The organism is Ruminococcus difficilis (assembly GCF_016680995.1).
The window spans coordinates 239,771-253,708 of the sequence record NZ_JAEQMG010000048.1 but is presented as its reverse complement, the minus strand read 5'-3'; the positions used below and the strand labels follow the sequence as shown (position 1 = coordinate 253,708).

Below are 13,938 nucleotides of genomic sequence, written 5' to 3'. Positions count from 1 at the left end.
AGGTGTCACCAAAGGTGACGGATGAGGTGGAAGCCTTTCGTTGGTAATTATTGTAAGTGATATGAATGAAGCGTTTCCACCTCATCCGACCAATTTGCCTTGACACGTGTGTCCGGCAAATTGCCCACCTTCCCCTCAAGGGGAAGGCTAAGTTGTAAATGGAAGGTGAGAGTATGGATAAGCTGCAGGAGGCACGGCTGCAGATCAATGAGATCGACAGCGAGATGGCGGCGCTGTTTGAACGCCGTATGCAGGCGGCGAGGGTGATCGCCGAGTATAAGAAGGAACGCGGCTTGCAGATCTATGACGCGAAGCGTGAGCAGGCGGTGATCGAGAAAAATGCCGCTTATATCAAGGATCCCGACATCCGCTCGTATTATGTGCGATTTTTGCAGGATGAGATGGCGGTGTCTAAACGGTATCAGGAGCATATCATCAGCGGCGTGAAGGTCGCTTACAGCGGTATCGAGGGCGCTTATGCCAACATCGCCGCCAAGCAGATCTTCCCCTACGGCAAGCTGATCTCCTACCGTGATTTCAAAGCCGCGTATGAAGCGGTGGAGCGGGGTGAATGTGACTGCTGTGTGCTGCCGATCGAAAACAGCTATGCCGGCGAGGTCGGTCAGGTGATGGATCTGATGTTCCAGGGGTCGCTGTATGTCAACGGACTCTATACCCTGCGGATCACGCACCATCTGTTGGGGGTGCCGGGCGCGAGCGGTAAGGATATCAAAACGGTCGTCAGCCACCCGCAGGCGTTGGCGCAGTGCGCGGAGTATATTCGCGAGCACGGCTATCAAACGATAGAGTACGCCAATACCGCTAAGGCGGCTAAGGCGGTCAAGGACGGCTGTGATAAGAGCGTCGCGGCGATCGCCTCCGCGGAGACGGCACGGCTGTACGGGCTCGAACAGCTCGACCACGACATCAACGAAAGCGCCTTGAATTCCACCCGATTCGCGGTGTTCTCACGTGTGGAGAATAAAAAGGTGAACACGACGGGCGACAGCCGCTTTATGCTGATGTTCACCGTCAAGAATGAGGCGGGCGCGTTGGCACAGGCGCTGAATGTGCTCAGCTCCTACGGCTTCAACATGCGTGCCCTGCGTTCACGCCCGATGAAGGATCTGGCGTGGGAGTATTACTTCTACATCGAGGCGGAGGGTGACGAAACAGGTCAGAACGGCTCAGATATGCTGCGCCACCTCGGTCTTCACTGCGATATGCTCAAGGTGGTCGGACATTTCTCCGACGAAGTGATTCTACAAGAGGATTAGGCCCCTTTTCTGTGGGAGCTGTCGCGGACACGCGTGTCACGCGACTGAGGGTTGCAATATAAAGCTTTTATGAATCGGAAAGATTCCAAAAGAGTAAGACTTTTTCAACCCACCGCCCTGTCGGGCACCTCCCTTAGGAAAGGGAGGCTGTGTGAGGTAATCTCAACTGATGATAGGATGATTCCAATGAACATTTTACATATGGATCTGGGCGCGGACAGCTACGATATCGTGATCGAGCGCGGCGCTCTGCAAAAAGCGGATGAATATCTGGAGCTCGACCGCAAGGTGCTGGTCGTGACCGATGGCGGCGTGCCGAAGGAGTACGCGCGGACGGTGGCTGCTATGGCAAAGGACGGCGTCATCGTGACCGTGTCGCAGGGCGAGGACAGCAAGAGTATCGCTCAGTTCTCTGCGATCCTGTCGCGGATGCTCAAAGAGGGCTTTTCGCGCAGGGACGCGGTCGTCGCGGTCGGCGGCGGTGTGGTCGGCGATCTGGCGGGTTTTGTCGCGGCAAGCTATATGCGCGGCGTCGACTTCTACAATATCCCGACGACGGTACTCAGTCAGGTGGATTCCTCCATCGGCGGCAAAACGGCGGTGAATCTGGACGGGATCAAGAATATCGTCGGCGCGTTTTATCAGCCGAAAAAGGTGCTGGTCGACCTCGATCTGCTCAAGACGCTGGACAGCCGACTGGTCAGCGAGGGCTTAGCCGAAGCGCTGAAAATGGGCTTGACCTCCGATGCTGAACTGTTCGAATTATTCGATAAAGGAAATATAAATGAAAATATGGACGAGATCATCACCCGTTCGCTGATGATCAAAAAGAACGTCGTGGAGCAGGATGAAAAGGAGCAGGGGCTGAGGAAGATCCTCAACTTCGGCCACACCATCGGTCACGGTATCGAGGCGCATGAGGAGCGCCACGGTCTGTATCACGGCGAGTGCGTCGCGATCGGGATGGTGCCGATGGTCAGCGACGACCTGCGCCCGCGGCTGATCAAGATCCTGGAGAGTCTGCGGCTCCCGACGGCGGTCGATTTGAAGGCGGATGAGATCTATGAAGCGATGACGCACGACAAAAAGGGCGAAGGGGATCAGGTGACGGTCATCACCGTATCCGAGCCCGGTGAATATGAGATGAAAAAGGTGCGGTTCAAGGAGCTGTACCCGAAGATACAAATGATAGGGATATAGCCTTCCCCTTGAGGGGAAGGTGTCATCCGTAAGGATGACGGATGAGGTGAAAACACTTCCGACGAATCAATATTATTATAAGAAACATATCCTAAGATGGGAATTACACTATGAAAAATACATTCGGAAACAGTATATCCATCACATTGTTCGGCGAGAGCCACGGCGCGCAGATCGGCGCGGTCTTGGATGGCTTAGCGCCGGGCATTGCGATCGACGAGGAATTCATTCGCGCTCAGCTCGATAAACGCCGTCCTGTCGGCAAGATCGGTACGGCACGGCATGAGGCGGACGCCTACCAAATCGTCAGCGGTGTTTTTGAGGGCAAAACGACCGGTACGCCGCTCACGATCCTGATCCCCAACACCGCGCAGCACAGCAAGGATTATGCCGCGACGCGTTCACTGGCGCGACCCGGCCACGCCGACTATACCGCCTACGCCAAGTACCACGGCTATGAGGACTATCGCGGCGGCGGTCACTTTTCGGGACGCATCACCGCGGCGCTGGTCGCGGCGGGCGCGATCGTGATATCCGCCCTGCGTGAAAAGGGGATCGAGATCGGCACGCATATCCGCTCCTGCGGCGGCGTTGCGGACATAGATTTCGGCGACGTCAAAGCGGATATCGCAAGGCTGAATACGCTCGATTTTGCCGTTTTGGATGAAGAAAAAGGCGACGAGATGAAAGCGAAAATCGAAGCGGCGGCAATGGATGGTGACAGCGTCGGCGGCGTGCTGGAAACAGCCGTCATCGGAATGCCTGCCGGCGTCGGTGAGCCGTGGTTCGATACTGTCGAGGGCGTACTCAGTCACGCGCTGTTCTCCGTACCCGCCGTCAAAGGCGTGGAGTTCGGCGACGCGTTTGCGATGGTGAACGGCAGAGGCTCCGCGTATAACGATCATTATTATATTTCTGATAAAGAAATAAAAACGGCGACCAATCACAACGGCGGCGTGAACGGCGGCATCACCAACGGCATGCCGATCGTGTTCCGCTGTGCCGTCAAGCCGACGCCGTCCATCTTCAAGGCGCAGAATACGGTCGATTTCATCAAGGGAGAAAATTCTGTATTAGAATTAAAAGGTCGCCACGATCCCGCTGTGATCCACCGCGCGAGAGTAGTAGTGGACAGCGTGACCGCCTTGGTACTGGCTGATCTGCTGGCGCAGAGATACGGCACGGATTGGCTGGCGTAATAAGTTGTAGGGACGAGCACTGCTCGTCCGTGGACGTTGTACATAGCAACCAATATAGATAGGAGAGAAACGTTGATTGGCGGATGACCAATGGTCATCCCTACGAAAAACGTGATCATATGGACTACGGACTGATCGGGGAGAAGCTGCCGCACAGCTTCTCCAAAGAGATACATGAGAAATTGGGATATTACCAATATTCTCTGAAAGAATTAAAAAAAGAAGAGTTGCAAGACTTTATTCTTCAAAAGAATTTTAAGGCGATCAATGTCACCATCCCCTATAAGCAGGATGTGATCCCGCTGCTCGATGAGATCGACCCCGACGCGCAGGCGATCGGCGCGGTGAACACCGTCGTCAACCGTGATGGGATCCTCTGCGGCTACAACACCGATTTCGGCGGGATGAAAGCGCTGATCGAGAGCGCGGGCGTGTTGATGAAGTACAAGAAGGTGCTGATCCTCGGCACGGGCGGTACTTCTCTGACGGCTAAGGCGGTCTGTGATCGCATGGGCGCAAAGGAGATCCTGCGCGTCAGCCGCCGTGAATGTGAGGGCGCGATCACCTATGAGGATGCGTATGCCTTGCACAGTGACGCGGACGTTATCATCAACGCGACCCCCTGCGGGATGTTCCCGAACATCTTTGACTGTCCGATCGACATCGACAGATTCCCGCTGCTCAGCGGTGTGATCGATGTGATCTACAACCCCCTGCAAACGCAGTTGGTCTTATCGGCGCAAAAGCGCGGGATCGACGCCGCGGGCGGCTTGTATATGCTGGTCGCGCAGGCGGTGCTGGCGGCAGAGAAATTCCTCGGACAGGATTTGGACGTCATCAAGCTGACCAACAAGATCTATGATGAAATATATTTCGATAAAAGAAATATCGTGTTGAGCGGTATGCCCGCATCGGGTAAGTCGACTGTCGGCAAGCTCGTCGCAGATCAGCTCGGTCGGGAGTTGATCGACACCGACCGCCTGATCGTGGAACGGGAGGGACATATCCCGACCATTTTCAGGGAAAAAGGCGAAACATACTTCCGTGATCTGGAGACCGACGTGATCAAAGAAGTGTCCGCGTACAGCGGCAAGGTGATCTCCCTCGGCGGCGGCGCGGTGATGCGCCCCGAAAATGTCGAGGCGCTGCGGCATAACGGCGCGATCTTCTTCATCGACAGGTCGCCCGAAAACCTGATCCCAACCGATGACCGACCGCTCGCGGATAAAAAGGAAAAGATCCTGCGCCTGTACAAAAAGCGTATCGATACCTATATGAGCACCGCCGATTTTATCATCGACGGCGACTGCGACCCCGAGGACGTAGCGGATTCTGTTATTAACGGGGAGTAAAAGATGCGGTGAGATGTGCCTTTGCGAATTGCCGACGAAAGCTGTTTGTGTAACGTTGTCGTAGGGACGAGCATTGCTCGTCCGGTACCTTAGGTGATTTTCCCTCTAACCAAGTTTATCTTTACTCTACGCTCGTTGTGCTCGGTACGTCGACAAGCGCCGTACCCTACAAAACTACGTTCGATATCAAGGAGAACCTATGAAAATCTTAGTGATCAACGGACCGAATCTGAATATGCTCGGCATCCGTGAGCCGGAGCTTTACGGCAGGACGACCTATGCCGTTCTTTGTGCATTGATCGAGGATCATGCGGAGAAGATCGGGGTTGAGGTCGAGCTGTACCAGAGCAATCACGAGGGTGATTTGGTCGATAAAATACAGGAAGCGTACGGGGAGGTCGACGGCATCGTCATCAATCCCGGCGCGTACACTCACACCAGCGTCGCGATCCTCGACGCGCTCAAGGCGGTTTCGATCCCCGCGGTGGAGGTACATATCTCCGAGGTGGACAAGCGCGAAGGCTTCCGACAGATCAGCTATGTGCGCCTCGCGTGTATCGCGACGATCACCGGTCACGGTATCGACGGCTATCTGGAAGCGATGGAACTGTTGAGGGAACGCTATGCGGGTTGAGATCAAACCGTCCGCGCTGCACGGCACGGTCACGGCGCCGCCGTCAAAGAGCATGGCGCATCGGCTGTTGATCTGCGCGGGACTGAGCGAGGGTGAGAGCGTCGTAAGGCGGCTGGCGTTTTCACAGGATGTGAAGGCGACGATCGACTGCCTGAGGGCGCTGGGCGCCGAGATCCGTCTCGACGGCGATACAGCCTTTGTCAAAGGGACGGATGTGCGCAAAGCGATCGGAAAAACCGCCGTGCTCAACTGCAATGAATGCGGCAGTACCCTGCGTTTTTTCACACCGCTGTGTATGCTCTGTGGCGAGGAAAGGGTGCTCAGGGGCAGCCCGTATCTGATGACCCGCCCGATGGATGTATATGAGAAGATCGCCCGCGATCAGGGGATCCGCTTCAAAAAAGCAGAGGATCATCTCACCGTAGAGGGAAGGCTCAAAAGCGGCGTCTACGAGGTGGCGGGCAATATCAGCTCCCAGTTCATTTCGGGACTGCTGTTCACACTGCCGCTGCTCGACAGCGACAGCGAGATCCGTATCCTGCCGCCGGTGGAGAGCAAGCCGTATATCGATATGACCGTTGCGGCTTTGCGTCAATTTGGGATCGAGGTTGAAACGTCATTGCGAGGAGCACGACAGGAATGTCGGGCGACGTGGCAATCTCAACCGATCAATTATCGGATCAAAGGCAATCAAAGCTACTGTCCCGCGGATGTGACCGTTGAGGGAGATTATTCCAACGCGGCGTTCTTTGAAGCGCTCAACTACGCGGGATCGTCGGTCAAGATCGACGGCCTGCGGGAGAATACCCTGCAGGGTGACAGTGCCTATAAAATTCTTTTTGAGAATATTAAACTCGGGATCGATCCGATCGATATCGCGGATTGTCCTGATTTGGGACCCGTATTGTTCGCTGTCGCGGCATTGTGCGGCGGCGCGAGGTTTACCGGGACCCGCCGTCTGCGGATCAAGGAAAGTGACCGCGCGGACGCGATGCGGCAGGAGCTGCAAAAGCTCGGTATCGACGTCGAGGTAGGGGAGAACGAGGTGATCGTACACGGCGGTGCGCTCCGTCAGCCCACCGAGGTACTCAGCGCCCACGGCGATCATCGGATCGTGATGGCGCTGTCGGTGCTGTTGACGGTGACCGGCGGCGTGATCGACGGCGCTCAGGCGGTGAACAAGAGCTTCCCCGACTTTTTTGATAAAATGCGAAAACTTGGCTTAGAGGTGCAAACAAATGGAATGGATCAGTAATTCAAGAATACTCATCGTCGGTTTAGGTCTGATCGGCGGCAGCTACGCCAAGGCGCTCAAGCGTCTGGGCTATCACATCACCGCCATCGAAAAGCGGCAGTCCGCGATCGACTACGCGCTGGAGAATCACATCATCAACGACGGCTATACCACCGTGGATCCGGAGATCGTCGGCTCAGCCGACGCGGTGATCTTCGGCTTGTATCCAAAGGTGTTCAAGGACTGGATCGCGCAGTATCAGGATTATCTCAAGCCCGGCGCGATGCTCACTGACGTGACCGGCGTGAAGAGCTGTATCGTCTATGATATCCAAAAGATGCTGCGGGATGATGTGGAGTTCATCGCCTCGCACCCGATGGCGGGTCGTGAGGTCTACGGCGTGGAGAATGCCAACGACAGGATCTTCCGCGACGCGAACTTCATCATCGTGCCGACGGACAAGAACACCCCCGAGGGGATCCGATGGGTCGGCGGTCTGGCAAGGATCATCGGTTTTTCGCGTATCTCGGTGCTCTCACCGGAGGAGCATGACGAGATGATCGGCTATCTGTCTCAGCTGACCCACTGTATCGCGGTATCGCTGATGACCTGCTCCGACAACGAGCATCTGGTGGAATACACCGGCGACAGCTTCCGCGATCTGACGCGTATCGCCAACATCAACGATCTGATGTGGAGCGAGCTGTTCATGCTCAACCGTGATTCGCTGTTGAAATACATGGATATTTTCCTCGGCGAATTTGCCGCCTTGCGCGATATGATCCGCGACGGCAGGGTGGAGGAGCTCAGAGAAAAGATGCGGCTGAGTACCAAGAGAAGAGCGTATTTTAATAAATAAATCAGCCTTCCCCTTAAGGGGAAGGTGCTGAACAAAGTGAAGCGGATGAGGTGGAAGCCTTTCCGATTAATCTGTTTTCGGCAGGAAGCGGAAACGTTTCCACCTCATCCGATCAATTTGCCTTGACACGTGTCCGGCAAATTGCCCACCTTCCCCTCAAGGGGAAGGCTTAATAAAGGAAGGTGTATCATATGAATATGAACATGGAATTTGAGCGCAAGCTGACCATCCCGATGGAGGTCAAGAAGATGTACCCCCTCGATGACGAGCTCAGACAGATCGTTACCGAGCGTGAAAAGCAGGTGCAGGATATTTTTGCGGGCAAGGATGAACGTATCGTGCTGATCATCGGGCCCTGCTCCGCCGACAGAGAGGACAGCGTGCTGGATTATATCAGCCGTCTGAGAAAGGTGCAGGATAAGGTGGAGGACAAGATCTTCATCATCCCGCGCATCTATACCAACAAACCCCGTACCACCGGCGCGGGCTACAAGGGTATGCTCCATCAGCCCGATCCCGAGAAGAAGCCCGATATGTTCAAGGGTATCGTCGCGATCCGCTCCATGCACATCCGTGCCTTGAAGGAGACCGGCTTTTCCTGCGCGGATGAAATGCTCTATCCCGAGAACCACCGCTATCTGGACGACATCCTCTGCTATGTCGCGGTCGGCGCCAGATCGGTCGAGAACCAGCAGCATCGTCTGGTGTCCTCGGGTCTGAATATCCCTGTCGGTATGAAGAACCCGACCGGCGGCGATCTGTCGGTCATGATGAACTCCATCACCGCCGCGCAGCACGGTCATACCTTCATCTATCGCGGCTGGGAGGTACATTCCCACGGCAATCCCTACGCACACGCGATCCTGCGCGGTTATATGAACAAGCACGGCGAGAGCCTGCCGAACTATCATTATGAGGATATGATGCACCTGCTGCGTCTGTATACCTCGGGCATGTTCAAGAATCCCGCCTGCATCATCGATACCAATCACAGTAATTCCGGCAAGAATCCCTTTGAACAGCCGCGTATCATCAAAGAGGTCATGGCGGCGCGCCGCTATAACACGGAGTTACAGCGTATGGTCAAGGGCTTCATGATCGAGAGCTATATCGAGGACGGCAATCAGGCGGTCGACGGCGGCTGCTACGGCAAGTCCATCACCGACGCGTGTCTGGGATGGGATAAGACCGAGCGGATGATCCTCGACCTTGCGGATATGATTTGATCAATAATGTATAAAAAACGATCCCCGCACTGAACATCAACGTTTGGTGCGGGGATATTTTAAAGAAAAGATTTTTTTATCGGTTGCATAGTTTTATGCAACTTTTTTTCTTATCTCGGCATAGGTGGAGGTGAGTTTATGATTACCATCCAAAACGGGAAATTGATGATCCCGGACAGTGACCGTTTTGTCGGATTCGCAGGCGACAATACGGTAAACACCAAGCAGTTCACCATGATCGATTTCATGGGGGAGAACTGCGCCTTCACCCTGTGCGTGCGCTTTGATGACGATACCGTGCGCTCGGTGCCGCTTTCGGCTCAGCGTGACCACGGCGATACCGTGCTGACATGGCAGATCCGCAAGGAGGATCTGTGCTCCTCGGGCGTGGTGCAGGTTCAGGTGAAGATCGCCGACAGCGACGGCGATATCGAGCATACTACCAAGGACTTTTTCCTCATCGGTTCGGCGGTAGAGCTCGATGACGACGGCGGCGAGATGGAGTATGTCACACCTTCTCAGCTGCAGAATAGTATAAATCAGGCGCTGGAGACGATCACCGCAATCTCGCCGTATGTCGATGACGACGGCTATTGGTGCGTCTATGATCCCGAGCAGGGCGAATATGTCCGCACCGAATACCATGTCAGCGGTATCGCTCCCGACAGCGCCATGAGCGACAGCAGTGACAATGCCGTATCCAACAGCGTGATCAAGCGCTATGCGGACGGCAAAGCGGCGGATTGCAACACCTTTACGATCTCTTATGCTGACGCCAAAACTGCCGATAAGGTGCCGAATACGCGCAAAATCGCGCGGCTGCCGCTTGCGGCGGATATCGAAGCGGCGGATCTGATGGCGGCGCTCCGTCCCTACACCTACAGGATAAACGTCACGCCGAATCTCAGCGGTGTGACAGGTCAACTCGGTATCGGAATCAGCGGCGAGGTATTCTTCTGCACTGCGACCGATCACTGGGTCCAACTGGCAGATTTTGCGCAGTTGAATGACAAGATGGATCTTGTCACCGAGGTGGACGCCTCTGACGTCGAGGACGTTTTTGACGGCAATATGTTCTTCTGCGACGATGTGCCGTATGTCAAGCTCGACGGTGACGCGGTCGCTCTCGCAAAATCCGAAGATGTTTATAGCAAGACACAGATTGACACCATGATCGGTGATATCGAAAGCTGTCTTGCCGCGATCTAAACGAATAATAGGATGAAACAGGCGCTTTCGCTGTCCGCGGATGGCGAAGGCGCCGTACAGGAAGGTGATGAAATGGCGGTCAACGCGGATAAAATTATCAACATCGCGCGTGCCGAGATCGGCACCAAGGCGACCAATATCAAGAAGTGCAAATATAATAACTGGTACTACGGCACAACCGTGTCGGGAAGCGGCTACGACTGGTGCGAGACCTTTGTACAGTGGGTGTTCCATCAGGCGGGCGCTTCCTCATTGCTCTATACCAAAACCGCCAACTGCGGCTATGCCGCAAAGGCGTTTCAGGATCACGGAAGACTGAAGATGTCGGGCTTCAAGCGCGGCGACGTGGTGTTCTTCCACTGGACGAACGAGCGCTCTACCTTAGTGCCCGGCACCTATGTCAGCGACCATGTCGGCATCATCGAGAGCGTCAACGGTGACAACACCATCACGACCATCGAGGGCAACACCGGCTCCTCGTCAAACGGAGAGGTCATGCGGCGTGTGCGCTCGCTCTCGACGGTATCCTGCGCCGGCAGACCTGCTTATGACGGCTCGGACAGCTCCGGGGATTTTCCCGCGGTGAGTTACCGTGTCCGCTGCGGCGGCAGATGGCTGCCGAGCGTCACGGATCTGTCGGATTACGCGGGCGTTACCGGTGAGGCGATCACCGACGTGGCGATCAGGGCCTCCGAGGGTGCGGTGAAGTATCGCGTCCATGTTATGGGCGGCAGATGGCTCCCGTATGTGTCCGGTTGTGATATCAATGATGACGAAAACGGCTATGCCGGCGACAACAAGCCGATTGACGCTGTTGAGGTGTATTATGATACGCCCTCCTCGGTGGTCAAAAGGTGCGGCTGGCTCAAGGCGAAGTACCGTGTCGCGCCCATCGGGAACTACTATTTCCCGTGGCAGTACGACGACGAGACCTCGTCGGGTCAGGACGGCTACGCCGGAGAATTCGGCAGAAGGATCGATTGGTTCCAGATGACATTGTCTGATTGAATCTTGTAAAAAGACTGCGGCATTTCGTGCGTTATGTACGATATGCCGCGTCTTTTTTTATCAAAAGATGACAAAGAATAATGACAAATCTGTAAAATTTGGTGGATTAATTTGTGAAAATCTATTGACAAACGGAGGGGATTAATGCTATCATAGGACTAACATTGAGTTAGTATTTTTTCATGGAGATGATAAATATGAAAAAGTTAGTATCTGTCGTTTTGGCGTTAGTGATGATTTTTGCATTGACAGCTACTGTCGTTGCTGAGACTAATCCCAGTCCTACTCCGAAGGAGCATTACAACATTGTCGTCGAATACGATCCGTCGGATGGTTCTCTAGGTACGGCAGACGGTGATAAGAAAACCGTTGAGGTTGATGCTGTCGGTGAGGACGGCGAAGTCAAGCTGACTGCTGTAGAAAAAGGCAACGGTGAGTTCGTTAAATGGACCATCGAGGGTGATTACGAGATCATTTCCGGTTCTTTGACCGATCCTGTTCTTGTTATCAAACCTAAGTCCGATATCCATGCGATAGCGTATTTCACTCAGCCCGGCTCCACACCCGACTCTCCCTCTAAGCCTTCCAATCCGGATGAGGGAAAGAGCTCTCCGAAGACCGGTGATCCGCTGTGGATCGTTCTCGGTCTGTCTGTTCTTGCTCTCGGCTTAGGTGCTGTAGCGGTGAAGAAGATCAAGGCTTAATCAAATGACTTTGGGCGGCAACCGAAAGGTTGCCGTTTTTTTACGTTTACGAGAGTTCAATGATCCACTGTTGCTCGTTCAAAGAGACGGCTGCCGGTGAGAAAGCGAAGGAATAAGGGGATGATCCCGGGCGATTTTGATCGGTGAAAGGTCTCCGAAATCGCTTTATCACAACGCAGTGGTGAATTGTACTATTCCTTTCAAAATACCTTTTTGATTCTTTGTGCATTATAGGTCTTGATTTTACTGAGCTAATGCGTTAAAATAAATATCGTTGTACTGTCGAAAACCCGACAGAAACTATTCTATTGGAGGAAAACCATGAAAAAGATTATTGCATTATTAATGGCGCTGCTGATGGTTGGCGCTGTACTGGCTGCCTGCGGCAAGACCGAGGAGAAGAAATCCGAAGACAAGACCGCGGCTACCGAGGCTGCTGCTACTGCAGATTCCGCAACCGCAGATTCCGCCGCGTCCGTTGCTGACCTTGAAAAGGTTCAGAAGGCAGGCAAGCTGATCGTCGGTATCACCGACTTTGAGCCGATGGATTATCAGAAGGACGGCAAGTGGATCGGCTTTGACGCTGATATGGCTACCAAATTTGCCGAGAGCCTCGGTGTAACCGTCGAATTCGTAGAGATCGATTGGGATAACAAGGTCCTCGAGCTCAACGGCGGTTCTGTCGACTGTGTATGGAACGGCATGACTCTGACTCCCGAGGTCACCTCCGCGATGTCCTGCTCCAACGCTTACCTGAACAACGCGCAGGTCGTTGTTGTCAACAAGAACGTTGCCGACAAGTATGGCGACGCTGAGTCCTGCAAGACCCTGAGCTTTGCTGTTGAGAGCGGTTCCGCCGGTCAGGAGCAGGCTGAGGCAAACGGCTTCAAGTTCACCGAGGTCAAGGATCAGGCTACCGCGCTGATGGAGGTTGCTTCCGGCACCTGTGACGCGGCGATCATCGACTCTCTGATGGCTTCCGCTATGGTAGGCGAGGGCACCGGCTATGAGCAGCTCACCTATACGGTCGCTCTGAATTCCGAGGAATACGGCGTTGGCTTCCGTAAGGGCTCCGATCTGACCGCGAAGTGCAATGAGTTCTTCGCTTCCGCCAAGGCTGACGGTACTTTGAAGGCTGTCGCTGAGCAGTACAAGGTTCAGACCGCGTTGATCGAGGGCTGATCATCGCATCAATAAGACACCTTTTTCAAAAGGCAGAGGGCTTCGGCTCTCTGTCTTTTGGCGGCTTATGCAACCGAGAATAAACCCGAGCTCGGATTCATTCTCGATTGCCTAAGTTGTTTTTTCAAGTATCGTAAAGATGAGGTTATCAATATGGACGGATTTTTTCAACAATTCCCAATCGTATTCCACGCTTTGAACGTTGGTTTTTTGCAGACGTTAAAGCTGTTTGCCGTGACCCTGCTGGGCGCGATCCCGCTGGGACTGATCATCTCCTTCGGCTCGATGAGCAAGTTCAAGCCGCTGTCGATGTTGGTCAGGTTCATCGTCTGGATCGTTCGCGGCACGCCTTTGATGCTCCAGCTGCTGATCATCTTCTATTTTCCCGGACTTGTCTTCGGACAACAGATCTGGGGCGGCGGTGAAGGCGGCAGATTCTTTGCGTCGGCTATCGCGTTCATCATCAACTACGCTTGCTACTTCTCCGAGATTTTCCGCGGCGGCATCCAAGGCGTTCCTCACGGACAGCAGGAAGCCGGTCAGGTGCTCGGTCTATCGAAAAGTCAGATCTTCTTCAAGATCACCCTTTTGCAGATGATCAAGCGTATCGTTCCGCCGATGGCAAACGAGATCATCACCCTGGTCAAGGATACCTCTCTGGCGCGTATCATCGCGCTGCAGGAGATCATCTGGGCCGGTCAGGCGTTCCTCAAGGGCAGCGAGGGCATCTCCGGCGCGATCTGGCCGCTGTTCTTCACGGGCGTATACTATCTCGCGTTCTCCGGCATCCTCACCCTGCTGTTCGGCTGGGTCGAGAAGAAGCTGAGCTACTTTAAGGCGTAAGGAGGCATCGT

Annotated in this window: 13 protein-coding genes; all 13 read left to right on the top strand. The window is 54.3% G+C overall.

The genetic code is table 11. From position 1 onward, the window contains the following. Positions 1–173 precede the first annotated feature (173 nt). The 13 genes from JKK62_RS05860 (at position 174) to JKK62_RS05800 (ending at position 13,927) form a co-directional block, all read left to right on the top strand. Positions 174–1,277 carry a bifunctional chorismate mutase/prephenate dehydratase gene (locus JKK62_RS05860; protein WP_186832828.1) on the top strand — a complete coding sequence of 368 codons (1,104 nt, stop codon included), beginning with the start codon at positions 174–176 and terminating at the stop codon, positions 1,275–1,277. 186 nt (positions 1,278–1,463) lie between these two features. Continuing rightward, on the top strand, positions 1,464–2,477 hold the full coding sequence (gene aroB, locus JKK62_RS05855; RefSeq protein ID WP_186832829.1) for a 3-dehydroquinate synthase: 1,014 nt from the start codon (positions 1,464–1,466) through the stop codon (positions 2,475–2,477). Positions 2,478–2,587: 110 nt separating this feature from the next. Further along, a complete protein-coding gene (aroC, locus tag JKK62_RS05850) occupies positions 2,588–3,676 on the top strand; it encodes a chorismate synthase (protein WP_186832830.1) in 1,089 nt (362 codons plus the stop codon). A 119-nt stretch (positions 3,677–3,795) separates the two neighbouring features. Next, positions 3,796–5,028 carry a shikimate kinase gene (locus JKK62_RS05845; protein WP_186832831.1) on the top strand — a complete coding sequence of 411 codons (1,233 nt, stop codon included), beginning with the start codon at positions 3,796–3,798 and terminating at the stop codon, positions 5,026–5,028. Positions 5,029–5,227: 199 nt separating this feature from the next. Next, positions 5,228–5,662, top strand: a complete 435-nt coding sequence (aroQ, locus tag JKK62_RS05840) for a type II 3-dehydroquinate dehydratase (RefSeq protein WP_186832832.1) — start codon at positions 5,228–5,230, stop codon at positions 5,660–5,662. Beyond that, complete coding sequence (locus tag JKK62_RS05835) at positions 5,652–6,917, top strand: 3-phosphoshikimate 1-carboxyvinyltransferase (RefSeq protein WP_186832833.1); 1,266 nt, start codon at positions 5,652–5,654, stop codon at positions 6,915–6,917. Before aroQ ends, JKK62_RS05835 begins: the two co-directional genes overlap by 11 nt. Then, positions 6,901–7,755 (top strand): prephenate dehydrogenase, encoded by an 855-nt coding sequence (locus tag JKK62_RS05830; protein WP_186832834.1) that lies wholly within the window; start codon positions 6,901–6,903, stop codon positions 7,753–7,755. Before JKK62_RS05835 ends, JKK62_RS05830 begins: the two co-directional genes overlap by 17 nt. 197 nt (positions 7,756–7,952) lie before the next feature. Next, a complete protein-coding gene (locus JKK62_RS05825; protein ID WP_201427219.1) occupies positions 7,953–8,981 on the top strand; it encodes a 3-deoxy-7-phosphoheptulonate synthase in 1,029 nt (342 codons plus the stop codon). Positions 8,982–9,119: 138 nt separating this feature from the next. Beyond that, entirely contained in the window at positions 9,120–10,190 is a 1,071-nt protein-coding gene (locus JKK62_RS05820) for a hypothetical protein (protein ID WP_186832836.1), read from the top strand. A gap of 12 nt (positions 10,191–10,202) precedes the next feature. Then, entirely contained in the window at positions 10,203–11,198 is a 996-nt protein-coding gene (locus JKK62_RS05815; RefSeq protein WP_186832837.1) for a CHAP domain-containing protein, read from the top strand. 197 nt (positions 11,199–11,395) lie between these two features. Then, positions 11,396–11,902, top strand: a complete 507-nt coding sequence (locus JKK62_RS05810) for a hypothetical protein (RefSeq protein ID WP_186832838.1) — start codon at positions 11,396–11,398, stop codon at positions 11,900–11,902. A gap of 321 nt (positions 11,903–12,223) precedes the next feature. Continuing rightward, positions 12,224–13,084, top strand: a complete 861-nt coding sequence (locus tag JKK62_RS05805) for a transporter substrate-binding domain-containing protein (protein WP_186832839.1) — start codon at positions 12,224–12,226, stop codon at positions 13,082–13,084. A gap of 153 nt (positions 13,085–13,237) precedes the next feature. Further along, positions 13,238–13,927 (top strand): amino acid ABC transporter permease, encoded by a 690-nt coding sequence (locus JKK62_RS05800; RefSeq protein ID WP_186832840.1) that lies wholly within the window; start codon positions 13,238–13,240, stop codon positions 13,925–13,927. Positions 13,928–13,938: the final 11 nt, after the last annotated feature.